Annotated in this window: 25 protein-coding genes; 21 read left to right on the top strand and 4 right to left on the bottom strand. The window is 71.1% G+C overall.

The genetic code is table 11. From position 1 onward, the window contains the following. Positions 1 to 6: 6 nt before the first annotated feature. A complete protein-coding gene (locus tag Q0747_RS07470) occupies positions 7 to 1,188 on the bottom strand; it encodes a heparan-alpha-glucosaminide N-acetyltransferase domain-containing protein (RefSeq protein WP_298253190.1) in 1,182 nt (393 codons plus the stop codon). Positions 1,189 to 1,311: 123 nt separating this feature from the next. Between Q0747_RS07470 and dapA the strand changes: the two genes are divergently transcribed. The 6 genes from dapA (at position 1,312) to Q0747_RS07440 (ending at position 8,651) form a co-directional block, all read left to right on the top strand. After that, positions 1,312 to 2,238, top strand: coding sequence for a 4-hydroxy-tetrahydrodipicolinate synthase (gene dapA / locus Q0747_RS07465; RefSeq protein ID WP_298253741.1), 927 nt, complete (start codon positions 1,312 to 1,314; stop codon positions 2,236 to 2,238). Continuing rightward, a complete protein-coding gene (locus tag Q0747_RS07460; RefSeq protein WP_298253188.1) occupies positions 2,235 to 3,935 on the top strand; it encodes a ribonuclease J in 1,701 nt (566 codons plus the stop codon). Before dapA ends, Q0747_RS07460 begins: the two co-directional genes overlap by 4 nt. A gap of 54 nt (positions 3,936 to 3,989) precedes the next feature. After that, positions 3,990 to 7,004 (top strand): DNA translocase FtsK, encoded by a 3,015-nt coding sequence (locus tag Q0747_RS07455; protein WP_298253186.1) that lies wholly within the window; start codon positions 3,990 to 3,992, stop codon positions 7,002 to 7,004. 9 nt (positions 7,005 to 7,013) lie between these two features. Further along, positions 7,014 to 7,601 carry a CDP-diacylglycerol--glycerol-3-phosphate 3-phosphatidyltransferase gene (pgsA, locus tag Q0747_RS07450; protein WP_298253184.1) on the top strand — a complete coding sequence of 196 codons (588 nt, stop codon included), beginning with the start codon at positions 7,014 to 7,016 and terminating at the stop codon, positions 7,599 to 7,601. Next, entirely contained in the window at positions 7,598 to 8,107 is a 510-nt protein-coding gene (locus Q0747_RS07445) for a CinA family protein (protein ID WP_298253182.1), read from the top strand. The genes pgsA and Q0747_RS07445 overlap by 4 nt, the downstream gene beginning before the upstream one ends. A 115-nt stretch (positions 8,108 to 8,222) precedes the next feature. Further along, positions 8,223 to 8,651 (top strand): helix-turn-helix domain-containing protein, encoded by a 429-nt coding sequence (locus Q0747_RS07440; RefSeq protein ID WP_148600904.1) that lies wholly within the window; start codon positions 8,223 to 8,225, stop codon positions 8,649 to 8,651. 50 nt (positions 8,652 to 8,701) lie between these two features. Here the strand turns inward: Q0747_RS07440 and Q0747_RS07435 are convergent, their stop codons facing one another. Further along, positions 8,702 to 9,205 carry a MarR family winged helix-turn-helix transcriptional regulator gene (locus Q0747_RS07435; protein ID WP_298253180.1) on the bottom strand — a complete coding sequence of 168 codons (504 nt, stop codon included), beginning with the start codon at positions 9,203 to 9,205 and terminating at the stop codon, positions 8,702 to 8,704. Positions 9,206 to 9,388: 183 nt separating this feature from the next. Between Q0747_RS07435 and Q0747_RS07430 the strand changes: the two genes are divergently transcribed. From Q0747_RS07430 to dapF, 6 genes are all read left to right on the top strand, one after another. Further along, positions 9,389 to 9,610: a DUF3046 domain-containing protein gene (locus tag Q0747_RS07430; RefSeq protein WP_298253178.1), complete on the top strand. Its 222-nt coding sequence runs from the start codon at positions 9,389 to 9,391 to the stop codon at positions 9,608 to 9,610. A 289-nt stretch (positions 9,611 to 9,899) separates the two neighbouring features. Further along, on the top strand, positions 9,900 to 10,943 hold the full coding sequence (gene recA / locus Q0747_RS07425; protein ID WP_298253175.1) for a recombinase RecA: 1,044 nt from the start codon (positions 9,900 to 9,902) through the stop codon (positions 10,941 to 10,943). Between the two features lie 702 nt (positions 10,944 to 11,645). Then, positions 11,646 to 12,149 (top strand): regulatory protein RecX, encoded by a 504-nt coding sequence (locus tag Q0747_RS07420; protein WP_298253173.1) that lies wholly within the window; start codon positions 11,646 to 11,648, stop codon positions 12,147 to 12,149. A gap of 59 nt (positions 12,150 to 12,208) precedes the next feature. Beyond that, positions 12,209 to 13,738 carry a tRNA (N6-isopentenyl adenosine(37)-C2)-methylthiotransferase MiaB gene (gene miaB / locus Q0747_RS07415; protein ID WP_298253739.1) on the top strand — a complete coding sequence of 510 codons (1,530 nt, stop codon included), beginning with the start codon at positions 12,209 to 12,211 and terminating at the stop codon, positions 13,736 to 13,738. Further along, a complete protein-coding gene (gene miaA / locus Q0747_RS07410) occupies positions 13,735 to 14,646 on the top strand; it encodes a tRNA (adenosine(37)-N6)-dimethylallyltransferase MiaA (RefSeq protein ID WP_298253171.1) in 912 nt (303 codons plus the stop codon). The genes miaB and miaA overlap by 4 nt, the downstream gene beginning before the upstream one ends. Positions 14,647 to 14,725: 79 nt before the next feature. Further along, entirely contained in the window at positions 14,726 to 15,628 is a 903-nt protein-coding gene (gene dapF, locus Q0747_RS07405) for a diaminopimelate epimerase (protein WP_298253737.1), read from the top strand. Positions 15,629 to 15,674: 46 nt separating this feature from the next. Here dapF and Q0747_RS07400 read toward each other — a convergent pair whose 3' ends face one another. Then, complete coding sequence (locus tag Q0747_RS07400) at positions 15,675 to 16,283, bottom strand: class I SAM-dependent methyltransferase (RefSeq protein ID WP_298253169.1); 609 nt, start codon at positions 16,281 to 16,283, stop codon at positions 15,675 to 15,677. 122 nt (positions 16,284 to 16,405) lie between these two features. On the opposite strand from Q0747_RS07400, the gene hflX reads away from it, so the two are divergent. Continuing rightward, positions 16,406 to 17,989: a GTPase HflX gene (hflX, locus tag Q0747_RS07395; protein WP_298253168.1), complete on the top strand. Its 1,584-nt coding sequence runs from the start codon at positions 16,406 to 16,408 to the stop codon at positions 17,987 to 17,989. After that, complete coding sequence (locus Q0747_RS07390; protein WP_298253166.1) at positions 17,982 to 20,057, top strand: ATP-dependent DNA helicase; 2,076 nt, start codon at positions 17,982 to 17,984, stop codon at positions 20,055 to 20,057. The genes hflX and Q0747_RS07390 overlap by 8 nt, the downstream gene beginning before the upstream one ends. Positions 20,058 to 20,125: 68 nt before the next feature. Here the strand turns inward: Q0747_RS07390 and lexA are convergent, their stop codons facing one another. Next, positions 20,126 to 20,833 (bottom strand): transcriptional repressor LexA, encoded by a 708-nt coding sequence (gene lexA / locus Q0747_RS07385; protein WP_298253735.1) that lies wholly within the window; start codon positions 20,831 to 20,833, stop codon positions 20,126 to 20,128. A 455-nt stretch (positions 20,834 to 21,288) separates the two neighbouring features. Here lexA and Q0747_RS07380 point away from each other — a divergent pair, with 455 nt between their 5' ends. The 7 genes from Q0747_RS07380 to Q0747_RS07350 all read left to right on the top strand — a co-directional run bounded on the left by Q0747_RS07380 (position 21,289) and on the right by Q0747_RS07350 (position 26,092). Then, the gene (locus Q0747_RS07380; protein WP_298253164.1) at positions 21,289 to 21,666 is read left to right on the top strand and encodes a LysM peptidoglycan-binding domain-containing protein; all 378 of its coding nucleotides are present in this window, start codon (positions 21,289 to 21,291) and stop codon (positions 21,664 to 21,666) included. Between the two features lie 147 nt (positions 21,667 to 21,813). Beyond that, a complete protein-coding gene (locus tag Q0747_RS07375) occupies positions 21,814 to 22,947 on the top strand; it encodes a histidinol-phosphate transaminase (RefSeq protein ID WP_298253162.1) in 1,134 nt (377 codons plus the stop codon). Between the two features lie 88 nt (positions 22,948 to 23,035). Next, a complete protein-coding gene (gene hisB / locus Q0747_RS07370; RefSeq protein ID WP_298253160.1) occupies positions 23,036 to 23,653 on the top strand; it encodes an imidazoleglycerol-phosphate dehydratase HisB in 618 nt (205 codons plus the stop codon). Continuing rightward, positions 23,650 to 24,285: an imidazole glycerol phosphate synthase subunit HisH gene (gene hisH / locus Q0747_RS07365; protein ID WP_298253158.1), complete on the top strand. Its 636-nt coding sequence runs from the start codon at positions 23,650 to 23,652 to the stop codon at positions 24,283 to 24,285. Before hisB ends, hisH begins: the two co-directional genes overlap by 4 nt. 4 nt (positions 24,286 to 24,289) lie before the next feature. Next, positions 24,290 to 24,448 (top strand): hypothetical protein, encoded by a 159-nt coding sequence (locus Q0747_RS07360; protein WP_298253156.1) that lies wholly within the window; start codon positions 24,290 to 24,292, stop codon positions 24,446 to 24,448. Positions 24,449 to 24,485: 37 nt separating this feature from the next. Further along, complete coding sequence (priA, locus tag Q0747_RS07355; RefSeq protein ID WP_148600918.1) at positions 24,486 to 25,244, top strand: bifunctional 1-(5-phosphoribosyl)-5-((5-phosphoribosylamino)methylideneamino)imidazole-4-carboxamide isomerase/phosphoribosylanthranilate isomerase PriA; 759 nt, start codon at positions 24,486 to 24,488, stop codon at positions 25,242 to 25,244. Further along, complete coding sequence (locus Q0747_RS07350) at positions 25,241 to 26,092, top strand: SseB family protein (RefSeq protein WP_298253153.1); 852 nt, start codon at positions 25,241 to 25,243, stop codon at positions 26,090 to 26,092. The genes priA and Q0747_RS07350 overlap by 4 nt, the downstream gene beginning before the upstream one ends. Positions 26,093 to 26,095: the final 3 nt, after the last annotated feature.

The following is a 26,095-nucleotide window of genomic DNA, read 5'->3' as shown; positions in this document are numbered from 1 at the left end:
CCGGCCCTAACGCTGCCGCTCGATGACGCCCTGGCGCGCGGCGCCCGCCGCTCCCGAGGTCAGCAGCTCCAGCGGTCCACGCGAGTTCAGGCGGCGGAAGAGGATGCCGACGCCGATCGCGACGGCGATCTGCACCCAGAGCAGCAGCAGCGGATCGGGCAGCGGCTCCAGCTGGTCGGCGACGCTCATGGCGGCGACGTGCAGGCTGTAGAGGGTCAGCGTCATGGCACCCGGCGCCGACAGGGGCAGCAGGGCCTGCGGGAAGCCGCGGGTCAGCAGGAGGCACAGACCCACGACGGCGGCCGCGCACCCCGCCACGTGAACCAGATCCGGCATCGTCCCTGCGTGGGGTGCGCTGACCGCGAGCCACCACCAGGAGTCCGACTGGTCCACACCGCCGAGTCCCACGTCGAGCATCGCCTCCAGCGGGTACCTGCTCCCGTCCGGCGTCTGCAGCAGCGCCGCGAGCCCTCCGCCCGGTCCGAGCAGCTGCGCGCTGACGAGCTTCGCGCCGACGGCAGCGGCGACGCCGCCTCCCACGAGCGCCAGCTGGACACCCGGGCGGGCCAGCTCGAGCCGCCCGATCATCAGGCCCACGAGGACCAGCCCGAGCCACTGCAGCACCGGGTAGTACCCGGTGAGGAAGATGTCGGCGGCCAGCGTCCGCGGGACGAGGAAATGCTCGAAGACCGGGTTGTCGCCGAGGGAGGGCGGGTCGACGGCGGCGGTCACCGGGGGCCGCAGCAGGTACGCCACCACCGGTGACAGGAGCAACCAGGCCGCCGCCCACCCGGCGAGCGCCCCGGCCCGCAGCCCGACGAAGGGCAGGGCCACCAGGAACAGGACCCCGTAGTGGAAGAGGATGATCGCGATGTTCGTCTCGAGGCCGCCGAGTGCGAGACCGATGCAGGCGATGATCACGGCGCGGACGAGGATGCCCCTCCGGTCCGCGGACAGGGTCCGGTCGCGGTGGGGGGTGCTGCCGCCGGTGAGCAGTGCCAGGCCGATCCCGGCGACGACGGCGAAGAGGGCCGAGGCGCGGCCCGCGAACAGCAGGGCGGTCCAGGTCGCCTCGGCGGTCCCCGGGACGTACAGGGGAAGCACGTGCGTGCTCATCATGCCGAAGAGCGCCACCCCGCGGGCAGCATCGATCCCGGTCAGCCGCCGGGACGCGGGCATCGTGTGCATCCAGCCAAGATCTGCATCCAGCCATGGTCCCACAGGGGCCTGCGCGCCCGGTCCGACGCGCGCGCGACCGATGGTGCCGCCGCCGTCGCCGTCGTCGGGGTCCGAACGGGTAATCTCGTCCTCATGGCTGACACCCCCTCGCGTTCCCTGCCGTTCGGCTCACTCGTGACCGCCATGGTCACCCCGTTCACCGCCGACGGCGCCGTGGACCTCGACACCACGGCGGCCCTGGCCGCGAAGCTCGTCGACGACGGGTGCGACGCGCTGGTGGTGTCGGGGACCACGGGGGAGACCTCCACGCTCGAGGACTCCGAGAAGGAGGACCTCTACCGCGTGGTCGTGGAGACGGTGGGGGACCGCGCGCGGGTCATCGCCGGGACGGGGACCAACCACACCTCGCACTCGGTCGAGATGGCACGGCGTGCCGAGCGCGCCGGGGCGCACGCGCAGCTCGTCGTGACGCCGTACTACAACAAGCCCTCCCAGTCCGGTGTCGTGGCCCATTTCGAGGCGATCGCCGAGGCGACCGAGCTGCCGATCATGATCTACGACATCCCCGGCCGGTCGGCGATCCCGATCGCCACCGAGACCATGCTGCGGCTGGCCGAGAATCCGAGGATCGGGGCGCTCAAGGACGCCAAGGCGGACTTCGCGGCCGTCACCCGCGTCCTCGCCTCCACCGATCTCCACGTGTACTCGGGCGACGACGGACTCACCCTCCCCTGGATGGCCGCGGGTGCCGTCGGTGTGGTCAGCGTCAGCGCACACGTGGCGACCGCCGCCTTCCGCTCCCTCGTCGACGCCGCAACCCGCGGCGACATGGCGGAGGCCCGGCGGATCCACTTCGAGCTCGACCCGGTGGTGCGCGCCGTCATGACCCACATCCCCGGAGCCGTCTCGACGAAGCGGATCCTGCAGCTGACGGGGGTGCTGCCGAACGCCGTCGTACGCCTGCCCCTCGTGGAAGCCACGGAGGCCGAACTGGTACCGGTGCTCGCGGACCTGGCGGAGGCCGGCTGGGACCTCGCCGGCACGGGACGGCGCGCGTGAGCCGCACGGACGCCCGCGCGTCCCTGCCGGCCGGACCGCCCCCGGAGCTCGCGCCCGGCACCCTGCGGATCGTCCCCCTGGGCGGCCTCGGGGAGATCGGGCGCAACATGGCGGTCTTCGAGATCGACGGCAGACTGCTGATCGTCGACTGCGGCGTCCTCTTCCCCGAGGAGACCCAGCCCGGGGTGGATCTGATCCTGCCCGACTTCTCCTTCATCGAGGACCGGATGGACGACGTCGTGGGGCTGGTCCTCACGCACGGTCACGAGGACCACATCGGTGCGGTGCCCTATCTCCTCCGGCACCGGCCCGACCTCCCCGTCGTCGGCTCCCAGCTGACCCTCGCGCTCGTCGAGGCGAAGCTCCAGGAGCACCGCATCAAGCCCTACACCCTCACCGTGACGGAGGGCCAGATCGAGCAGTTCGGGCCCTTCGAGTGCGAGTTCGTGGCGGTCAACCACTCCATCCCCGACGCCCTGGCGGTCTTCATCCGCACCCGGGCCGGCACCGTGCTCCACACGGGCGACTTCAAGATGGACCAGCTGCCCCTGGACGGCCGCATCACCGACCTGCGGGCGTTCGCGCGCCTCGGCGAGGAGGGGGTGGATCTGCTCATGGTCGACTCGACGAACGCCGACGTGCCCGGCTTCACCACCGGCGAACGCGAGATCGGCCCGGTCCTCGAATCCCTGTTCGGGCAGGTCCGCAAGCGGATCATCGTCGCGTCCTTCTCCTCGCACGTGCACCGGGTCCAGCAGGTCCTCGACGCCGCCGCCGCCCACGAGCGCTTCGTGTGCTTCGCGGGACGGTCGATGGTGCGGAACATGGCCATCGCCGCGAAGCTGGGCTACCTGAACGTCCCGGACGGCATCCTGGTGGACATCAGGAACGTGGACGAGCTTCCGGACGACCGCGTGGTCCTCATGTCCACCGGGTCGCAGGGCGAACCGATGGCAGCGCTCTCGCGCATGGCCGCCGGTGAGCACCGCATCACCGTGGGCAAGGGGGACACCGTGATCCTCGCCTCGTCGCTGATCCCGGGGAACGAGAACGCGGTCTACCGCGTCATTAACGGGCTGCTGAAGCTCGGCGCCGACCTGATCCACAAGGGCAACGCGAAGGTGCACGTGTCAGGGCACGCGGCGGCCAGCGAGCTGCTCTACTGCTACAACATCCTCCGACCGAGGCACGTCATGCCGGTGCACGGGGAGACCCGCCACCTCATCGCCAACGGGAGGCTCGCGCAGCAGACCGGCGTACCGGCGTCGAACGTGCTGCTCACCGACGACGGCTCCGTGATCGACCTGGTGGACGGCACGGCCAGGATCGTCGGCGCCGTGGAGTGCGGGTACGTCTACGTGGACGGGGCGAGCGTCGGTGAGATCACCGACGCGGATCTGCTCGACCGGAGGATCCTGGGCGAGGAGGGCTTCATCTCGATCATCACGGTGGTGAACCGGACCACCGGCAAGATCGTCTCGGGCCCCGACATCCACGCACGCGGTTTCGCCGAGGACGACGCGGTCTTCGACGAGATCAAGCCCGCGATCGGCGCGGGCCTCGAGGAGGCCGTGACGGCCAACGCCGACCACACCGTCCACCAGCTGCAGCAGGTGGTCCGGCGCATCATCGGCACCTGGGTCAACCGCCGCTACCGCAGGCGCCCCATGATCATCCCCGTGGTCCTCGAGGCCTGATCCGCACGCTCCGGAGCTGCTGGATCGCGGGCCTCGTCGGGTACCGTGATGACCATGGCAACTCGAACGTCCCCCGCTCCCCGCGGCCAGCAGCGCACCCGCAGCAAGGGCGCGACGGCGAAGGGCTCGACGGCGGCGCCCCGCGGCAAGACCGCCGCCACGCGACCCGCCAGGGCGAGCGGTTCCCCGAAGGGCCAGGGGCGCACCACCTCCTCGACGCGTCCGTCGGAGGCGACACCCGAGCCGCGGCAGGACGACCGTCCGGCCCTCCCGCTGCGGGTGATCCGCGCCGCCTGGATGTCCCTGGCCCGCCTCACGGGCTCGGGCGTCCGGAAGTTCGGTCACGACGTGCATCCCGAGCGCGAGCTGCGGCGTGACGGGTCGGGATTCTTCCTGCTCCTCCTCGCGCTGGCCGTCGCCGCCGTCGAGTGGTGGGCCCTCACCGGGATCGTCGCCGACAGCGTGCACGCCGCCGCCGGGGGGACCTTCGGCTGGATGGCCCTGCTGGTGCCCTTCATGCTCGGCATCGGCGCCGTCCGCCTCTTCCGCTACCCGGAGCGCCAGCGCGCCAACAACCGCATCGCCATCGGTGAGCTGTTCATCCTGTTCGCCGGATCCGGGATCGCCCACCTCGTGGGCGGACAGCCCACGCTCTCCGAGGGACTCGACGCCCTGTGGCGGGCCGGGGGAGTGGTCGGTTTCCTCGTGGCCGGACCCCTCACCGCACTCCTGACCGCCTGGCCGGTGGGGATCCTGCTCTCCGTCGTCGTCTTCCTCGGTGTACTCATCATCACGGCGACACCCTTCCGGCACATCCCCTCCCGGCTGCGGGCGCTGTACGAACACCTCATGGGCCAGGACCTCGCGGACGCGCACGGCTCCGGCGACGACCCGGAGCGCACCGAGGAGCACGACCAGAGCTATCTCTACGCCGGCCACGGCTCAACGGCCACGCCCAGGACCAGGCGGCGCAGGCGCCTGTTCGGCAAGGGCCGGCCGGAGGACCGGCCCGCACAGGACGACGACGACACCGGCTTCGTGGGCGACGAGGCCTTCGAGCGGGCCGTCGTGGAGGACGAGGAGCGCCGCGCCCGCGAGAGCAGTGCCGGTGAGAACAGTGTCGGAGAGACTGGTGCCGGTAGGAGCACTGTCGGTGAGAGCGGTGCCGCGGTGCCGCCGGGGGTCCGCCGTCCCACCCGGCAGGAGCGCGCCGCCGAGGAACTCAAGCGGGCGCAGGGCATCGGCGTCCCGGACGCACCCGAGGACGCCCCAGCCGTCCCGGGACGCCCGCCGCAGAAGGCCCCGGAGGGCAGCACCGAGGCGATCGACATCGTCCCGTCCGCGAAGGCGCTGCTGGTCCCCTCGACCCCCGTCCAGCCGCAGGTGCCGCCGTCGCCGATCCCGCAGCGCACCGAGCAGCTGCAGCTCGCCGGCGACGTCGCCTACACGCTGCCGCCCTCGGACTACCTCCCCGCCGGCACACCGCCGAAGGAACGCTCGGAGGCGAACGACGCCGTCGTGGCCGCCCTGACACACACGCTGGACCAGTTCAACGTGGACGCCCGGGTGACCGGCTTCTCCCGCGGTCCGACGGTCACGCGCTACGAGATCGAACTGGCCCCGGGCACCAAGGTGGAGCGGGTGACCGCGCTGTCGAAGAACATCTCCTACGCCGTCGCGAGCTCGGACGTGCGCATCCTCTCGCCCATCCCGGGCAAGTCCGCGATCGGCATCGAGATCCCGAACACCGATCGCGAGACGGTCTCGCTCGGCGACGTCCTGCGCTCGGGCAATGCCCGCAAGACGGACCACCCGATGGTCATGGGTGTCGGCAAGGACGTGGAGGGCGGCTTCGTCGTCGCGAACCTGGCCAAGATGCCCCACCTGCTCGTGGCCGGTGCCACCGGGGCGGGCAAGTCGTCCTTCGTCAACTCGATGATCACCTCCATCCTCATGCGCTCCACCCCCGACGAGGTGCGCATGGTCATGGTGGATCCCAAGCGCGTCGAGCTGACGGCCTACGAGGGCGTGCCGCACCTGATCACGCCGATCATCACGAGCCCGAAGAAGGCCGCCGAGGCGCTGCAGTGGGTGGTCCGCGAGATGGACACGCGCTACGACGACCTGGCCAACTACGGGTACAAGCACATCGACGACTTCAACAAGGCCGTCCGCAACGGCAAGGTGGTCCCGCCGGAGGGCTCCAGGCGCGTGGTGCGGCCCTACCCGTACCTGCTGGTCATCGTGGACGAGCTCGCGGACCTGATGATGGTGGCCCCCCGCGACGTCGAGGACTCGATCGTGCGCATCACGCAGCTCGCCCGGGCGGCCGGGATCCACCTGGTCCTCGCGACGCAGCGCCCCTCGGTGGACGTGGTCACGGGCCTGATCAAGGCGAACGTCCCCTCCCGCATGGCCTTCGCGACGTCGTCGGTCACCGACTCCCGGGTGGTGCTCGACCAGCCGGGAGCCGAGAAGCTGATCGGACAGGGCGACGCCCTGTTCCTGCCGATGGGCGCCTCCAAGACCATCCGCGTGCAGGGCGCCTGGGTCACCGAGTCCGAGATCCACCGCGTCGTGGAGCACGTCAAGGGCCAGCTGCAGGCCGTGTACCGCGAGGACGTCGCCGTGGAGGCGCCGAAGAAGCAGATCGACGACGACATCGGGGACGATCTCGACGTGCTGCTCCAGGCCACCGAGCTCGTCGTCACGACCCAGTTCGGCTCCACCTCGATGCTCCAGCGCAAGCTCCGGGTCGGGTTCGCCAAGGCCGGCCGGCTCATGGACCTGCTGGAGTCGCGCGGCGTCGTCGGACCCTCGGAGGGCTCGAAGGCGCGCGACGTGCTGGTCAAACCCGATGATCTCGCGCCCGTGCTGGCCGCCATGCGCGGCGACGAGCCCGCCGCACCGTCCGCACCGTCCGCGGCCCCGCGGGAACCCGTCGATCTCGTGGCCGACGATCTCGCCTCCCGGACCCAGGCGGTGGAGTACCACGACGGCGCCGACAGCGGTGAGGGCGACGGGGCCGATGACGGCTCGGACGACGCCTGGAACCTGACCGGGAGATAGGAGGGCATCATGAACACGTCCCCGACCCCGGCGGTGCCGGTCCTGAACATCGCGAACGTCCTGACGGTCGTGCGGATCCTGCTGGTGCCCTTCTTCATCTGGTTCCTCCTGCTCGACGACGCGCGCGGCGAGCTGTTCCGCTGGCTCGCCGTCCTCACCTTCGCCGTGGCGATCTACACCGACAAGCTCGACGGCGACCTCGCGCGCAGCAGGGGGCTCATCACGGACTTCGGCAAGATCGCCGACCCGATCGCGGACAAGCTGCTCATCGGGTCGGCGCTCGTGCTGCTCTCCGTGCTCGGCGAACTGTGGTGGTGGGTGACCATCGTCATCCTGGTCCGCGAGCTCGGCATCACGGTGCTGCGCTTCGCCGTCATCCGCTACGGCGTGATGCCGGCCTCGCGCGGCGGGAAGCTCAAGACGGTCGTGCAGACGGTCGCCATCCTCCTGTTCCTTCTCCCGCTGCAGTCGCTCCTCGGTGACTGGGCGTGGTGGATCGCCGCAGTCGTGATGGCGGTGGCCGTCCTCATCACGGTCGTGACCGGCGTCGACTATCTCGTGCAGGCCGCGCGGCTCCGGGCGGGAGCCCGCCGGTGACCGATGCCACAGCCGACGCAGCAGCCGGCGTCGTGGCCGAGGCCGGACGCCTCGGCCGCACCGTGGCCACCGCCGAGTCGCTCACGGCGGGACTGGTCGCCTCGACCCTCGCCGGTGTCCCGGGCGCCTCCACGGTGCTGCAGGGCGGGATCGTCGCGTACCAGCTCTCCGCCAAGCAGCATCTCCTGGGCGTCGACGCGGAGCTGCTCGCCCGCGCCGGGGCCGTCGACCCACGTGTCGCGGCGGCCATGGCCGACGGTGCACGGACCGCCCTCGACGCCGACCTCGGTGTTGCCACCACCGGTGTGGCGGGACCGTCCGCGCACGGGGGCAAGCCCGTGGGGACGGTCTTCACGGCCATCTCCACCGCGACGTCCACGACGACCTTCGAGCACCACTTCTCCGGGGACCGCGCCGCGATCCGGCAGGCGGCCTGCGACGCCGCACTGACCGAGCTGTTCGACAAATTGTCCAGGGGAACAAACGGGGAATCGGGTCAGTTATAGACATAGCTGCCTTGATAAGGTTGGCGCGACGGGTCCCGGACGACGGGGTCGGTCATCACGGGCACTCGTCCAGCAGCGGGCGGTGCCCCCTTCATGAGGGAGCAAGGCGATACAGATGGTAAAGCAGCCCGTGTCCGTAAACGGCGTGGTCCGTTGGCGTGATGTGGGGTTGGCAGATGATGCCCAGCGCAAGCCCAAGGAGCGCAAGATGGTCGTCCTTCGCCATGAGATCGGCGATGTCCTCCGCGACGTCCGCCAGCGCCAGGGGCGAACCCTGCGTGAGGTGTCTCATAGTGCAAGGGTCTCCCTCGGATACCTCAGTGAGGTTGAGCGTGGCCAGAAGGAAGCATCCTCTGAACTCCTCTCATCGATCTGCAGCGCTCTCGAGGTGCCTCTCTCCTCGATGCTGCGGGAAGTCAGCGACCGCCTGGCAGAAGCAGAAGGCGTATCCATCCCCGACACCGTCCCGCAGGAGTTCGCGCGGGAGTTCGGGGACGACCTGACCGACGACTTCGGTCGGGGACTCGCGACGACGAACCGCTAGTCGCGACAGGAAAGGCCTGCCCCGTCCGGGGTGGGCCTTTCTGCTGTCCGCTACCAGCTGTCCTTGATGTACGTCTCGTTGAGCTGGGCGATCAGCGTGCCGAGGCGGGTGAGATCCTCGACGTCCCAGTCCTCCATGAGCTCGTGGAATGCCTGCTTCCGCGCCGTCTGGGCCGCGACGAGCTGCCGGCTCCCCGCATCGGTCAGGGAGATCGACTGGGCGCGCCCGTCCAGCGGGTCGGCCTCCTTCTGCACGAGCCCGAGCTGCTCGAGCATCGCGATCTGGCGGCTCACCGACGGCTTGCCCACTCCGACACTCGCTGCGATGTCCGTCAAACGCATTGATCCCTCGCGCTGGAGGATGACGAGGAGGCCGTAGGCCGCAGGCTCCATGTCGGGATGGACGCGGCGTGCCACCTTGTAAGAGTTCGAGCGCGCGCGTCTCCACAGCATGCTCAGCTGCTGCTCCAGGGCCTCGACGGCGGCATCGGCGACGGCGTCGTCCCCGGGCTCGACGGCACGGCCGGGGTCGGGGGTGTTGGGCTTCGCGTCCATGGGGCAATTGTAGGGTCAGGGCGGCACCGGGGCGCTTCCCCGCCATGACGGCGAGTACCGGCGGGCCGGTAGACGGGCGGCCGACGGCGCTGGAGACGGTGCGCGGGGGAGGACCGGGCGGGCAGAATGGTCCCCGGAGGTCGACCGAGCGGCACCCTGGAACGACGACGGCAAGGATGATCGATGCGCGTGAGCGATTTCTGGCGACTGATGGACGACGAGTTCGGGGAGGCGTACTCGCGGACCCTCGCCCGGGAGCTGGTGGTGGACCGGCTGGGCGACCGGAGTGCGGCGGAGGCACTCGCGGCCGGTGCGGATCCGAAGACCGTCTGGCAGGCGATCTGCGCGGCCCAGGACGTCCCGCGGGAGCGCTGGCTCGGACGGGACATCGCGCCCCGCGCCTGAGTCAGCGTCCGTCGCGGCTCCTCGGGATCCGGCGCCGCGGACACGCTCGGGAGCCGGGCGAACAATCGAATATCTGTTCGTACCGCGCTAGACTGATGACGGCGGTGGCGCTCTTGTGCACATGGACGCAGCCGCACCTCAAAGTGTCGGCGCGGGCTACTAGATTCCTGAGCAACGGATTCCGGACCGACACGGTCGGCATCGACGGTCCACACCCCACGGTGCGGATTCCCACAGTCCAGCAGAATACGAACACAGGCCTCACGGCCACCAACAACCGAGGTGAAGAATGGCCGCTCCAGACCGCGAGAAAGCCCTCGAAGCAGCTCTCGCCCAGATCGACAAGCAGTACGGCAAGGGCTCGGTCATGCGCCTGGGTGACGAGATCAGGGCGCCGATCGAGACCATCTCCACGAGTTCCATCGCGCTCGACGCCGCCCTCGGCATAGGGGGCCTCCCCCGGGGCAGGGTCGTCGAGATCTACGGACCGGAGTCCTCCGGCAAGACCACCGTGGCCCTCCACGCCGTCGCCAGTGCGCAGCGCAACGGGGGGATCGCCGCCTTCATCGACGCAGAGCACGCCCTCGATCCCGAGTACGCCAAGCGGCTGGGCGTGGACACCGATGCCCTCCTCGTCTCCCAGCCCGACACTGGTGAGCAGGCGCTGGAGATCATGGACATGCTGGTGGGCTCCGGGTCCATCGACATCGTGGTCATCGACTCCGTCGCCGCACTGGTCCCACGGGCCGAGATCGAGGGCGAGATGGGCGACAGCCATGTCGGTCTGCAGGCCCGGCTGATGAGCCAGGCCCTCCGGAAGATCACCGGCCGCCTGAGCCAGACCAAGACCACGGCCATCTTCATCAATCAGTTGCGCGAGAAGATCGGTGTCTTCTTCGGAAGCCCCGAGACCACCACGGGCGGCAAGGCACTGAAGTTCTACGCCTCGGTCCGTATCGACGTGCGGCGCATCGAGACGCTGAAGGAAGGCGTCAACCCGGTGGGAAACCGCACGCGCGCCAAGATCGTGAAGAACAAGATGGCCCCGCCCTTCAAGCAGGCCGAGTTCGACATCCTGTACGGGCACGGCATCTCCCGCGAGGGCGGCCTGATCGACGTGGGCGTGGAGAACGCCCTCGTCAAGAAGTCCGGCGCCTGGTTCACCTACGACGGCGACCAGCTGGGCCAGGGCAAGGAGAACGCCCGCAAGTTCCTCATCGACAATCCTGACCTGGCCGACGAGCTGGAGCAGAAGATCCGCGTGAAGCTGGGCATCGGGGTGCAGCCGGAGGAAGAGGACACCCCCACGCTCAAGGCCGTCAGCGGCGAGTAGCCGATGCCGTCCGGCACGGGATCGGAGCCGATCGACTGGGGAACCTCGTTCGGGACGTTCGGCAGGGACAGCTCCGCAGGGGACACCGACCATGGGGCGGCATCGGGTTCCGGGGCGGGTGCTGCGGGTCGGGGCGGTCCTGATCGTGCTGGTGCTGATCGTGCTGGTGCTGATCGTGCTGGCACCGATCATGGGCGTGCTGATCCGGGCTCGCCCCGGGGCGCGCGGTCCGCACGGCGTTCGGACCGCGCTCAGTGGGCGTCCGGCCGCTCGTCGGGAAAGGAGTCGTCAGGGAAGCAGTCGTGGGGCAAGCAGTCGCTGGGGAAGCAGTCGCTGGGGAAGCTGACGTCCGGACGGAACGGGACCCCACAGCGCGGCTCCAGCGGACGACCGGGAGCAGGGGCGCGGTCCGCTGCGGGACGCTCCTACGTTGACCCGTTCGGCCCCGTCGTCGGCTCCTCGGCGGACGCACCGGACACAGCAGCCACAGCGGACACCGCTGCGGCAGAGTCGGGTAGCTCAGGATCCGCACCGGACTCGAGGGCGGAATGGGCGACGGCGTCCGGAGCGGGGCGGAGCGGCCGGGCGGGCAGCAGCGACACGGCAGCACGTCGATCAGGGCGGAGAAGCGCCACCTGTGACGATCGAGCGCGGTCCGCCGCCCCGGGCAGCGACGGCCCGAACGGGCAGGACGACACCGAGGTGGTCCGCACCACCGACGAGTGGACCTCCCTGGGTCGCTCCGTCCTGCTGCGCCAACTCGCCCTGGGCCCCCGGAGCCGCTACCAGCTCCAGCGCAAGCTCTCCGAGCGCGAGGTGCCGTCCGCCGTCGTGTCCGCTCTCCTCGACAGATTCGAGGAGGTGCAGCTGATCGACGACGCCGAGTTCGCCATGATGTGGGTCCGCAGCCGCACCGCCCTGAAGGCCCTGTCGCGAGCCGCGCTGCGGGGCGAGCTGGCGGACAAGGGCATCGACCCCGAGCTCGCCGAGGACGCCCTGCTCCAGGTCACCGACGACGACGAGCGCGAGCAGGCCCACGACCTGGTGCGGCGCCGACTCCGCGGCAGCGCCGATCTGACGGATCGGGCGGAGCGGGACCGGGAGGTGCGCCGTCTCGTCGGCATGCTCGCACGCAAGGGCTACAGCCCCGGAGCGGCGTTCGCCGTCGTCAAGGACGTCGTGGCGGAGGCGCAGGCGGCCGGGTGAATCATCGGCCCGCGATTGCCGCCGTCGCCGTCCCCCGCCGTAGGCTTGGGCCCGTGAGCATGACACTTCCCGGCCTCGACGCCCGGCAACCCGCGGATGCGGTCGCGGTCCGGCGCACCTACGAGGTACGCACCTACGGCTGCCAGATGAACGTCCACGACTCGGAACGCATCTCCGGACTGCTCGAGGCCGCCGGTCTGGACCGGGCCGAGGGGACCGAGGCCGACGTGGTGGTCTTCAACACGTGCGCCGTACGGGAGAACGCCGACAACAAGCTCTACGGGAATCTCGGGATGCTCAAGGCCGTCAAGGACGCCCGGCCGGACCTGCAGATCGCCGTCGGCGGATGCCTGGCGCAGAAGGATCGCGAGACGATCCTGCGGAAGGCGCCCTGGGTGGACGCCGTCTTCGGCACCCACAACATCGGGGCGCTGCCCGCCCTGCTGGAGCGCGCCCGGCACAACGCGGAGGCGCAGCTCGAGATCCTCGAATCGCTCGACGTCTTCCCCTCGACCCTGCCCACGCGACGAGAGTCCGTCTACGCGGGCTGGGTCTCGATCTCCGTCGGCTGCAACAACACCTGCACGTTCTGCATCGTCCCGTCCCTGCGGGGCAAGGAACGCGACAGACGCCCCGGGGAGATCCTCGCGGAGATCGAGGCGCTCGTGGCCGACGGCGCGGTGGAGGTCACACTCCTGGGCCAGAACGTGAACTCCTACGGGAGCGAGTTCGGCGATCGCGGAGCCTTCGCCAAGCTGCTGCGCGCCTGCGGGACGATCGAGGGGCTCGAGCGCGTGCGTTTCACGAGCCCCCACCCGGCGGCCTTCACCGACGACGTCATCGACGCGATGGCCGAGACGCCGAACGTCTCCCCGCAACTGCACATGCCCCTGCAGTCCGGCTCCGATCGGATCCTGCGGGCCATGCGACGGTCCTACCGGTCCACCCGCTTCCTCGGGATCCTCGAACGGGTCCGGGACCGGATGCCGCACGCCGCCATCTCCACCGACATCATCGTGGGCTTCCCGGGTGAGACCGAGGAGGACTTCCGGGCCACGCTCGACGTCGTCGAACGGTCCCGCTTCGCCACCGCCTTCACGTTCCAGTACTCGAAGCGGCCCGGGACGCCCGCCGCCGATCTCCCGGACCAGCTGCCGAAGGCCGTGGTGCAGGAACGCTTCGAACGGCTCACCGCCCTGCAGGACAGGATCGCGGCGGAGGAGAACGCGGCGCAGGTGGGGCGGACCGTCGAGGTGCTCGTCACGGACCAGCAGGGCCGCAAGGACGACCGGACGCACCGCCTGACCGGGCGCGCCCGGGATCAGCGCCTCGTCCACTTCACCGTGCCCGAGGGCGCGGACGTCCCGCGGCCCGGGGACTTCGTGACACTGCCCGTCACGGAGGCCGCGTCGTTCCACCTCGTCTCGGACCCGCTCGCGTCGGAGTACTCGCTGCGGCGCTCCCGGGCCGGGGACGCCTGGGACAGGAGCCTCGCCGAGTCATGCGGTGCCCCGGCCCCGGGCGCCACTCGGCCGGGCTCGGTCGTGCTCGGGATGCCCTCCCTGCCCGCACGGTCCACGGCCCCTTGACCCTGCCGGTCCTGGCGGTGGTGGGGCCCACGGGCTCCGGCAAGTCGCAGCTCGGCGTCGCTCTCGCACAGCGCCTCGACGGGGAGGTCGTCAACGCCGACGCCCTCCAGTTCTACCGGGGGATGGACATCGGGACGGCGAAGCTCCCGGTCCACGACCGCGGCGGTGTGCAGCACCACCTGCTGGATGTCCTCGACCTCCGGGAGGAGGCCAGTGTCGCGGCCTACCAGGTGGACGCGCGGCACGCCATCGACGCGGTGCGTGCGCGGGGACGTGTGCCCATCCTGGTCGGGGGGTCCGGGCTCTACGTTCGCGCCGCCCTCGACCGGCTCGACTTCCCGCCCACGGATCCCGCGGTACGAGCCCGGCTCGAGGCCGATCTCGCGGCGCACGGAGCGCTGGGTCTCCGCGAGCGCCTCCGCGCCGTGGACCCCGTCTCGGCCGACCGCATCCAGGATGACCGCCGCCTCGTCCGGGCGCTGGAGGTCCACGAGATCAGCGGCCGTCCCTTCAGCGCCTTCATGCCCCGCCGGGAGTACCATCAGCCGGCCGTGCAGCTCGGGCTCGGCGTGGACCGGGAGCTGCTGCGCGAGCGGCTCGCCGTCCGGGTCCACACGATGGTCCGGGAAGGTCTGGGGGAGGAGGTGCGGCGACTCGCCGACCGGGGCCTGAGGGAGGGCCGCACCGCGTCCCGCGCCCTCGGCTACGGGCAGTTCCTGCAGGTGCTCGACGGCGACCTCACCGAGAGCGAGGCAATCACCGAGACCATCGCCGCGACCCGACGCCTCGCCCGGCGGCAGCTCACCTGGTTCCGCGGCGACCCGCGCGTCACCTGGCTCGACGGTGGGTCCCCGGCCCTCGTGGACCGGGCCGTCGAGCATCTCCGCGAGCAGGGCGACCTATCCTAGGGGGGTGACCTCCTACCCCGCCGTCCCTGCCGCCGCCACTGACACCGCCGTCCCCGGAGCCGACCGGCAACCCTCCGGGCTGGCCTTCACCAAGGGTCATGGCACGGGCAACGACTTCGTCCTCACCCTCGATCCGGAGGCCGTGGGCCGCACGGACGCCGCCTTCGTCGCCGGCCTCTGCGACCGGCACCGCGGGATCGGGGCGGACGGTTTCATCAGGGCCGTCCGGTCGTCGTCACTCCCCGAGGGCCAGGCACTCCTCCAGAGCGACCCGGAGGCCGAATGGTTCATGGACTATCGGAACGGGGACGGCTCGGTGGCGCAGATGTGCGGGAACGGCGTCCGTGTCTTCGTACACTTCCTCCTCGACCAGGGCGCCGTCGAGCTGCAGGACGGCGGTGAGCTCGCGGTCGGCACGCGGAGCGGCGTCAAGCGCGTGACACGCGCGGGGGACGGGTACGCGGTGGACATGGGCCCGTGGGAGTTCATCTTCCCCGACGCGGCCGTGGCGCGGGGCATGGACTCGCTCGTGGAGATCTCCGGGCTGGACGTGGACCGTCCGGCGCTGTCCGTGAGCATGGGCAACCCCCATACGGTGGTGGCACTCGCCGAGCTCGCCGAACTGCACGCGGCCGAACTCCACCGGGCTCCCGCGGTCCAGCCGCGACCGCCGGAGGGGACCAATGTGGAGGTGGTGGTCCCGGCCGAGCCGCTCGTCGGCGACGACGGCGTGGGACGCCTGACCATGCGGGTGCACGAGCGCGGGGTGGGGGAGACCCAGTCCTGCGGCTCGGGCGCGTGCGCGGCAGCGGTGGCGACCCGGTTCTGGGCCGGGACGGGCGCACCGGACCGCTGGCTCGTGGAGGTCCCGGGCGGAGTGGTGGGTGTGCGCTTCCTTCCCGGCCCCGACGGGCGGGAGCACGTGGAGCTCAGCGGCCCCGCGGAACTGGTCGCGGAGGGGACGTTGCTCATGGAGCGATGAGCGGCAGTACCTCGGCAGTACCCCGGCAGCACCCGTTTCGCCCGGGCTACGGCGCCCGGTGGATCTCGAGGACGCGGAAGGACTTCGCGGTGTGTGCGCGGCGCACGGTGAACTGCCCGGGGAGGGTCTCGCCGAGCCAGCGCTGCAGCGAGTCGGCACCGAGATTCTTCTGCACGACGAGCCAGGCCCGACCGTCCGGGGCGAGGCGCGGCACCCAGCGCAGCAGCAGCGCGTGCAGCTCCTGCTTGCCGATCCGGATCGGTGGATTGGACCAGATGGTGTCGAACTCGAGGTCTCCGTCCACGGCGTCGGGCGTGGTCGCCACGACACGGTCCAGGCCCAGGCGCCGCGCGTTCTCGGTGGTCAGGGCCAGGCACCGTTCGTTGACGTCGATCGCGTGGACCGCGGCATCCCCGGACGCCAGCGCCATGCTGAGGGCGAGCGGTCCCCAGCCGCAGCCGATGTCCAGCAGGTGCGTCCCGCTCGGCGGGGGGACGTGGTCCAGGAGGATCGCCGTCCCCTTGTCGATGCCGTCCGGGCTGAACAGACCCGGCGCCGTCACGAGCTCCCGGCGTTCTCCCGCCAGCACGACGGACAGGGGCCGGCGCGTGTCGGGTCCGGCGGGTTGCGCGCTGAAATAGTGCTGGGACTCCATGGTGAAAGCCTAGTGGCCTCCCGACCACTGTCCGGGGCCGGCCCGGTTCAGCGCTGGGAGAAGTGGCCGTGCCCGGGTGGGTGGGCGGACGTAGACTCTAATGACATCCAGCTAGGGAGACTATGACCGAGAACAACGCATCCTCCGACGGCGCCGACATGAGCCCGGACGAGATCCAGGCCGTCATCGACCGCATCCTCGACAACGACACGGCAGTCGCGGCACGGACCCGGAGCGCGGCGACGAAGCCGGAGCGGCCCGCGGCCCCCGAGGAGTCCACGTGGCGGTCCCGGGCCCTGGCGCTGTCCGGCGAGAACCCGGTCTCGGACGCCGACGGCGACCAGGAGGAACTCTCGGAGCGCCATGCCCTGCGGCGTGTCGCCGGACTCTCCACGGAACTCGAGGACGTCACCGAGGTCGAGTACCGGCAGCTGCGGCTCGAGCGGGTCGTGCTCGCTGGTCTGCGCAGCGAGGGCACCGCCCAGGACGCCGAGAACTCGTTGCAGGAGCTCGCCGCCCTCGCCGAGACGGCAGGGTCCGAGGTGCTCGACGGAATCGTGCAGCGTCGGCTCAAGCCGGACCCCGCCACCTTCCTCGGGTCGGGCAAGGCCCAGGAACTGAAGGCGATCGTGCAGGCGACCGGCGCCGACACGGTGATCATCGACAGTGAGCTCTCCCCGTCGCAGCGGCGCGGGCTGGAGGACATCGTCAAGGTCAAGGTCATCGACCGCACCGCACTGATCCTCGACATCTTCGCCCAGCACGCCAAGAGCCGCGAGGGCAAGGCGCAGGTGGAACTCGCGCAACTCGAGTACCTGCTGCCGAGACTGCGTGGCTGGGGCGAATCGATGTCCCGGCAGGCCGGCGGCCAGGTGGGCAGCGCGAGCGCGGGCATGGGTTCGCGTGGACCGGGCGAGACGAAGATCGAACTCGACCGCCGGAAGATCCGCACGCGCATGGCCAAGCTGCGCCGCGAGATCTCCGGGATGAAGCCGGCGCGCGAGACCAAGCGGTCCAACCGCCGTCGTCACCAGGTGCCGTCCGTGGCGATTGCCGGCTACACCAACGCGGGCAAGTCGTCGCTGCTGAACCGGCTCACCGACGCGGGCGTCCTCGTGGAGAACGCCCTCTTCGCCACTCTGGACCCCACGGTGCGACGGGCGGAGACCCCCGACGGCATCGGCTACACCCTGGCCGACACCGTCGGGTTCGTGCGCTCCCTCCCCACGCAGCTCATCGAGGCTTTCCGCTCCACCCTCGAGGAGGTGGCCGACGCCGATCTGATCCTGCACGTGGTCGACGCGTCCCATCCGGACCCCGAGGGACAGATCAGGGCGGTCCGCTCGGTCCTGAGCGAGGTGGACGCCCGGACGGTCCCGGAGATCATCGTCCTGAACAAGGCCGACGCCGCGGATCCCTTCGTGGTCGAACGCCTGCGCCAGCGGGAGCCGCGCTCCGTCGTCGTCTCCGCCCGCACCGGCGCCGGCCTGACCGAGCTCCGTGAGCTCATCAGCGCGGGCATCCCGCGTCCCGGCGTGAAGCTCGATCTGATGGTGCCCTACGACCACGGGGAGATCGTGAGTCGGCTGCACGAGGAGGACGCGGAGATCCTCGGCCTGGAGCACGAGAGCGAGGGGACCCGGCTCGAGGTGATGGTCCGCGAGGGCCTGGCAGCGGAGCTGGAGCCGTATCTCCGGCATGAGTGAGCGCACGCGGTCCGGCGCCGACGGGACGCCGGGCACCGCGCCCCGATCGGCCCTCGCCCGGCAGTCCCTCGGACTGCTCGACACCGCCGTGGCGGCGATGGACGGCCAGCCCCGTCCCGGGCAGCACGAGATGGTGCGTCACGTCAGCGAGGCCATCGGCGCCCGCGAACACCTGCTCGTCCAGGCCGGGACCGGCACGGGGAAGTCCCTGGCCTACCTGGTCCCGCTGCTCGCCCACGCCATGGGCAGCGGGCGCCCGTCGGTCGTCTCCACGGCGACCCTGGCACTGCAGGCGCAGATCATCACCCGGGACCTGCCCCGCCTCCTCGAGGCCGTGGGCCCGGCACTCGACCGCCCGGTGGACGTCGCCCTGCTCAAGGGGCGCTCCAATTACGTGTGCCTGCACAAGACCGGCGGCGGCTTCCCGGAGGAGGACGCCCCGGGCACCCTGTTCAGCCTGCCGGACGCCGCGCCGCACCCCGCGCCGGCGGAGCCCACCGGGGCCCCGGGCTCGGCGCTCGGCGCGGAGGTGGTGCGGCTGCGGGCCTGGGCCGAGGGATCCGCGACGGGCGACCGCGACGACCTCGTCCCCGGGGTGAGCGACCGCGCCTGGCGCCAGGTCTCGGTCTCCAGCATGGACTGCCTCGGCGCGGCCCGGTGTCCCGTCGCGCAGGAGTGCTTCAGCGAGAAGGCCCGCGCGGCGGCGGCCGAGGCCGACATCGTGGTGACCAACCACGCCATGCTCGCGATCAGTGCGTTCGAGGGCCTCGCCGTGCTGCCGGAGTACGACGTCGTCGTGATCGACGAGGCCCACGAACTCCACGACCGGGTGACCGGCGCCGTGTCCGGGCAACTCTCGGCGGCGATGGTCAGCACCGCTGCGACGGCCATGCGGCGCCACGCCTCCATCGGGACGGCGGCCCTGGAGAGCGCGGCTGAGGCGCTCGAGGCGGCGACCGCGACGATCGCCGCGGGACTGCTGCCCGGAGGCCTCCCCGAGGAGCTGGAGCAGGCGCTCGGGCAGGTGCGCGACGCCGCGCGCGCTGCGCTGTCCGACTCGAAGACGGAGGGCAAGACCGAGGCGGACGCCGACGGCGGTCGGCAGGTTGCCCGCTCGCGCGTCACGGCCGTCTTCGAGCTCTCCGAACGCCTGCTCGCCGCCTCCACCCTGGACGAGGTGGTCTGGGCGTCCCGGCCGAGCACCTTCTCCCCGGGATCGGGCTTCGGCCGGCCGGAGGAGGACTCGCCCGCGCTGCTCAACGTGGCCCCGCTCTCCGTGGCCCAGCGGCTGCGCGAGGGACTGTTCGAGGACCACACGGTGATCCTCACCTCCGCGACGCTCGCCATCGGCTCCGAGTTCGGACCGGTGGCGGGTTCACTGGGCCTCAACGGCCCCGGAGCACCGACCTGGAGCGGAGTGGACGTCGGCAGTCCGTTCGACTATCCGCGCCAGGGCGTGCTGTACGTGGCGAAGGACCTGCCGAGGCCCGAGCGCGGGACATCCGAGGCCCAGCTGGCGGAACTGCTCGTGCTCCTGCAGGCCTCCCGGGGAGGCGCGCTGGGTCTCTTCTCCTCCAAGCGGGCAGCCGAGGAGGCTGCGGAAGCGTTGCGGCCCGAGGTGGACTTCGAGATCCTCTGCCAGGGTGACTCCTCGCTCAACGCCCTGGTGGAGAGATTCGCCGACGAACCGGACACCTGCCTGTTCGGCACCATGTCGCTGTGGCAGGGTGTCGACGTGCCGGGCTCGGCGTGCAGGCTGGTCACCATCGACCGCATCCCGTTCCCGCGGCCGGACGATCCCCTCATGACGGCCAGGACGAGGGCCGTGGCCCGCAACGGCGGCAACGGTTTCATGAGTGTCTCAGCGACCCACGCGGCGGTGCGCCTGGCGCAGGGCGCCGGCCGGCTCATCCGTGCGACCGGCGATCGCGGCGTCGTCGCCGTGCTGGACAGCCGTCTCGCCACCGCCCGGTACGGCGGCTTCCTCCGCGCCGCCCTGCCGCCCTTCTGGTCCACCACCGACCGAGCCACCGCCACGGGCATCCTGGAGCGGCTCTCCGCCCGCTGACCTACTGTCCGCCCGCTGACCTACCCGACCGGTTCGTGGGGGGTCGGACTCGGGTGGAAGAGGTGGCGTCAGAGGGCCCGCATCACTGAGACGACCTTGCCCATGATGCTCGCGTGGTCCCCGAGGATGGGTTCGTAGCGGGTGTTCTGCGGTAGCAGCCAGGTGTGGCCGTCGCGCTGCCGGAACGTCTTGACCGTGGCCTCCTCGTCGAGCAGCGCGGCCACGATGTCGCCGTTCTGGGCGCTCTGCTGACGCCGGACGACCACCCAGTCGCCGTCGCAGATGGCGGCGTCCACCATGGAGTCGCCCGAGACCCGGAGCATGAAGAGATCGCCGTGGCCCACCAGTTGGCGCGGGAGGGGCATGATGTCCTCCACCACCTGGTCGGCCAGGATCGGACCACCCGCGGCGATGCGGCCCACGAGCGGGACGAGCGCGGTGTCGACGGCGATCTGGCGTTCCGCGGGTTTGCCGTCGGCGTCGTCCCCGTCCGTGCCGGAGCCGGTCTCCGGGGCCAGGATGAGCGGCAGGAGCACCTCCATGGCGCGGGGACGTTTCGGGTCTCTCCGCAGGTAGCCGAGGCGTTCGAGCTGCGACAGCTGGTGGGTCACGCTGGACAGGCTCGCCAGTCCCACCGTGTCGCCGATCTCCCGCATCGAGGGAGGGTACCCGTTGTCGGCGATGGAGCGCTGGATCGTCTCGAGGATGGTCAGCTGGCGCGCCGAGAGCCCCTTCGAGGAGGACCGTCCGCGGGGACGGCCACGTCCCGCGGTCAGGGGGACGGCAGCGCCGGAACCGTCGGCGTCGCGTTCCTGCGGGTCCTCCGCGCTCCGGTCCGTCGGGATGGATTCCGCCGGTGTGGGGTCCGCCACTGTGGTGCCTTTCGCCTGGGATCCTGCGCCCTGATGCACGCTGTGATCCTCCGCACCGTGCCTCCGGTGGGGGCCGGATTGTCGGTGGTGGGTGATTGTCTCGAAGAACGCCGACGGTCCGCTGACCGGGCCCGGCCGCTGAACCTGTCCGAACGGCGTCGTCTCCGAACCATCGTCGTCCTGTTCTCATCACGTTAGGACAGAGGCTGGCGGATTTCAAACATATGTTCGAGTGAGTCTCGACAGCGTGCCGGTGCAGGTGCTAGGAATGGACCCAGTGGAAATAGAACGCATGTTCGAACAAGGCTCGAGTGACATGGCTGGAGCAGGCGTCGGACGGTCGAAGGGAAAGAGGACACATGATGGCTGAAGTACCCGTACTGAACGGCAGCACGGCGCTGCGCGATGTGACCGCCCAGCACTACGCCGAGCGGCCGCTCACCCTCACCCGTCGGGGCCGGTTCCTGCTCGTCGGTCTGCCGCTGGCCCTGGGTGTGGCCGCCCTGATCCTCCTCGGGGCCTTCCTCACCTCCGTGGCGCGGGCCGGGAGCGAGGAGCCGGACGTGACCGAGACGGTCGAGGTGGCGGTCTCCTCGGGGGAGACCCTGTGGGGCCTCGCCGTGCAGTACGCGCCCGAGCGCGATCCGCGGGATGTCGTCGCCGAGATGGTGGAGCTGAACGAACTGCGCAGCTCGGTGGTCCAGGCGGGACAGCCCATCGCCATTCCCGTCGGATAGCTCCTTCCCGCAGGAGCCTGAGCTGCTGCCCTTGCGCCGGAACTACACGGGCCGGGGGCATACGGGCCGGCGCCACACGGGCCGACGCCCCGCGGTCAGCGCGAGGCCCGGTTAGGGGCCGGCGGTCGCATCGCTTAAACTCGGAAGGTGCCGTCCTCTGTCGAGTCCCTAGCGAATCTCCCCCTGCGTGAGGACCTCGTCGGGCTCCACCCGTACGGGGCCCCGCAGCTGGACGTCCCGATCCTGCTGAACGTGAACGAGAACACCCACGGCGTCCCGCCGGACGTGCACGCCGCCATCGTGCGGGCGGTCGAGGACGCGACCCGGGGCCTGCACCGCTATCCCGACCGGGAGTTCACGGAGCTGCGGACGAATCTCGCCGCCTATCTCGGCCATGGGCTCACCGCGGATCAGCTGTGGGCGGGCAACGGGTCCAACGAGGTGCTGCAGCAGATCCTGCAGGCCTTCGGCGGTCCGGGCCGGACGGCGCTCGGCTTCCCTCCCACGTACTCCATGTACCCGCTCCTCTCGAGCGGGACCGGCACGCGCTACATCACCGCCGAGCGGGAGGGCGCCTACGCGATGACGCCGGAGGGGACGGCGCGGGCCGTCCGCGATTCAGGGGCGAACATCGTTTTCCTGTGCTCGCCGAACAACCCGACCGGTACGGCACTCGACCTCGAGGTCATCGAGGCCGCCTACGCGGCGGGCGAGGACGCCCGCGCGATCATCATCGTCGACGAGGCGTACGGCGAGTTCACCCAGGAGGGAACCGAGAGTGCCCTGTCCCTGCTGCCCGGCAGACCCCGCCTGCTGGTGTCCCGCACCATGAGCAAGGCGTTCGCACTGGCCGGGGCGCGGATCGGCTATCTGGCCGCCGCTCCCGAGGTGGCCGACGCCCTCCGGCTGGTGCGCCTGCCCTACCATCTGTCGGCGATCACCCAGGCCACGGCGAACGCGGCCCTGACCCACGCGGCCACCCTGTTGTCCAATGTCGAGGCAATCAAGGTGCAGCGGGACAGGATCGTCCGGGAGCTCGGAGCGCTCGGCCTGACCCCGGCACCCTCGGACGCCAACTTCGTGTTCTTCTCCGGGCTCGAGGATCCCCGCCGGGTCTGGGAGGGACTGCTCGAGGCCGGCGTCCTGATCCGCGACGTGGGCATCCCGGGCTCACTGCGGGTCACCGCAGGGACCGAACAGGAGACGACGGCGTTCCTCACGGCGCTGAAGCGCCTCCTCGGGCCCGCAGGCTCCCGCCCGTACGGACCTCTCGATCCCTAGCCGGTCGACCCACCAGTCGACCACCACCCGTCGATCCACGACCCATCGATGCGCGCCCGGACGGTTCCCGGCGCACAGAAGGAATGCCATGACAGTTGATGACGCCCGCGGACGCACGGCACGCATCGAGCGGACCACGAGCGAGTCCAGCGTGGTCGTGGAGCTCGATCTCGACGGCACCGGAGAGTCCTCGATCAGCACCACCGTGCCGTTCTTCGACCACATGCTGACCGCCCTGTCCAAGCACTCCCTAATCGACCTGCGGATCGAGTCCTCGGGAGACACGCACATCGACGTCCACCACACGGTCGAGGACACCGCCATCGCCATCGGCGAGGCACTCCGGACGGCGCTGGGAACCAAAGCGGGTATCCGCCGTTTCGGCGAGGCGACGGTCCCGCTCGACGAGGCACTGGCCATGGCGGTGGTGGACATCTCCGGACGTCCGTTCCTGGTGCACGGGGGAGAGCCCGCGGGACAGGAATACCACCTGATCGGCGGGCACTTCACCGGATCGCTCACGCGGCACGTCCTGGAGGCGATTGCGCTGCACGCCCACATCTGCCTGCACGTCACGCTGATCGCCGGGCGGGACCCCCACCACATCGCCGAAGCCCAGTTCAAGGCCCTCGCCCGCGCCCTGCGGACGGCCGTCGAACCGGATCCGCGCGTGGAGGGCATCCCCTCGACGAAGGGCGCGCTGTGAGCGCGCGGACCGTCACCGTGCTCGACTACGGCTCCGGCAACGTCCGGTCCGTGGTGCGGGCCCTGGAACACGTCGGTGCGGAGGTGGTCCTGAGCGCGAAGCCCGACGACGTCCTGAACGCCGACGGGCTGCTGGTCCCCGGCGTGGGCGCCTTCGCGGCGGTCATGGACGGACTCAGGAGCGTCGATGCGCTGCGCATGATCGGGCGCAGGGTCGCCGGAGGCCGGCCCGTGCTCGGCATCTGCGTGGGTCTGCAGATCCTGTTCGACGAGGGCGTGGAGCACGGCGTCCGGACGCCGGGCATGGGGGAGTGGCCCGGTACGGTGGAGCGGCTCAAGGCAGACGTCGTCCCGCACATGGGCTGGAACACGGTGCAGCCGCCCGCCCGGAGCGTCCTGTTCGACGGGATCGCCGACGAGCGCTTCTACTTCGTCCACTCCTACGGCGTGCAGGACTGGTCCTTCGACGTCACCCAGCCGGACATGAAGCCGCCCCAGGTCACCTGGGCCGATCACGGCGGCCCGTTCGTCGCCGCCGTCGAGAACGGACCCCTCAGCGCCACCCAGTTCCACCCGGAGAAGTCCGGCGACGCCGGGGCGGAGCTGCTGCGGAACTGGATCGGGGCGCTGTGACCGCGTGCTGAGCCTGATCCTGATGGGCGTCGCGGGCCTGCTCGTCGGGGGAGCGTTCTCCCTGCGGGGCCAGGAGTTCCCGCGCTGGGTGTGGATCGCCTTCCTCGTCCTGGCCGGCCTCGCCCTCGTCGCCGCCTACCTGTTCACCCTCCCGGGCGACTAGCCCGGTTCCCCGCCGACCGACCGCACGAAAGCAGACCATGAGCCCCCTCACCGATTCACCCGTCCTCGAACTCCTCCCCGCCGTCGACGTGGCCGACGGCCAGGCCGTGCGCCTCGTCCAGGGCGAGGCCGGTAGCGAGACCAGCTACGGCGACCCGCTCGACGCCGCCGAGGCCTGGCAGCGGGACGGGGCGCAGTGGGTGCATCTCGTGGACCTCGACGCCGCCTTCGGCCGCGGCTCCAACAAGGATCTGCTCGAGCGGGTGGTGAGGCACCTCGACATCAAGGTGGAACTCTCCGGGGGCATCCGCGACGACGAGTCGCTCGAAGCGGCCCTGGAGCTCGGCGCCACGCGCGTCAATCTCGGGACGGTGGCGCTGGAGAACCCGGAGTGGACCGAACGGGCGATCGCCCGCTACGGCGACGCGATCGCCGTCGGGCTCGATGTCCGCGGGACCACGCTGGCCGCGCGCGGCTGGACGCAGGAGGGCGGTGACCTGTGGGAGGTCCTGCAGCGGCTGGAGGACGCCGGCTGCGCCCGGTACGTCGTCACGGACGTGACGAAGGACGGCACCTTGAAGGGGCCGAACCTGGAGCTGCTGCAGGAGGTCCTCGCCCGCACCGCGCGCCCGGTGGTGGCCTCGGGCGGCATCTCGAGTCTGGACGACATCGCGGCGCTCCGCGAGCTCGTGCCCCAGGGTCTCGAGGGAGCGATCGTCGGCAAGGCGCTCTACGCCGGCGCCTTCACCCTCCCGCAGGCCCTGGACGTGGCAGGGCTGCCCGGCGCCGACGCGTGACGCGCGAGCTGCCCGCCCACATCGCCGCAGCACTCGGGGGGAACAGGACGGACTCCGCCGGGAGGGCGTGGGCCGGCAGGGACCTCTCCGGCCCGGACAACCCACTCCACGCCTTCGACGACGACGACGGCGCGGCCGACGCGGGACTGACCCACGCCCTGGAGGGCCTCCGCGCGCCGACCGATCAGCCCGGCCCCGGTGAACGCGCCGTGTTCGGAGCACTCACCACCGCCCGGGTGTTCATCCCGATCGTGGCCGAGGTGAGCCGTCACGCACGGACCGACACCGGACTGCAGTCCGACAAGGAGGCCGACATGTCCCTCGTGACCCTGTCGGCACCCGACGGGCGCAAGGCCCTCCCGGTCTTCTCCTCCACCCCGGCGCTGCAGCGGTGGCATCCGGAGGCCCGGCCCGTGGCCGTCTATGCGGCGCGGGCTGCCCTCGCTGCGGCGTCGGAGAGTGCCGAGCTGCTCGTGCTCGATCCGGGGGCAGCCCTGACGTTCGTCCTGCGGCGTCCGGCGGTCTGGGCGCTGGCGCAGCAGCGCGTGTGGACGCCCTCCTACGAGGACGCCGGGCTGGCCGAGCTCATCGGGGCCACCGCGCGGACCCTGCCGGACGTCGTGTCGGTGGGACTCCGGCCCGCCGCCGGCGTCGTGACCAGGACCGCCGACGGCAGCATCGCCGGCGGCGGCGGGCCCGGCCCCGAACTCCGCCTGGACCTCCGACTCAGGGCCGGTCTGACACCCGACGCCGTGCGCCACACCGTCTCGTCCCTCCGCGCGAAGTTCCTCGCCCTCCCGGACGTCGTGGAGCGCGTGGACTCGCTCGACATCAAACTCCTCCGCTGACGC

The sequence above is a fragment of the uncultured Arthrobacter sp. genome (assembly GCF_947493765.1).
Classification (GTDB): Bacteria; Actinomycetota; Actinomycetes; order Actinomycetales; family Micrococcaceae; genus Arthrobacter_D.
The sequence above is the reverse complement of the archived record's forward strand: the minus strand, read 5'-3'. Positions and strand labels throughout refer to the sequence as shown.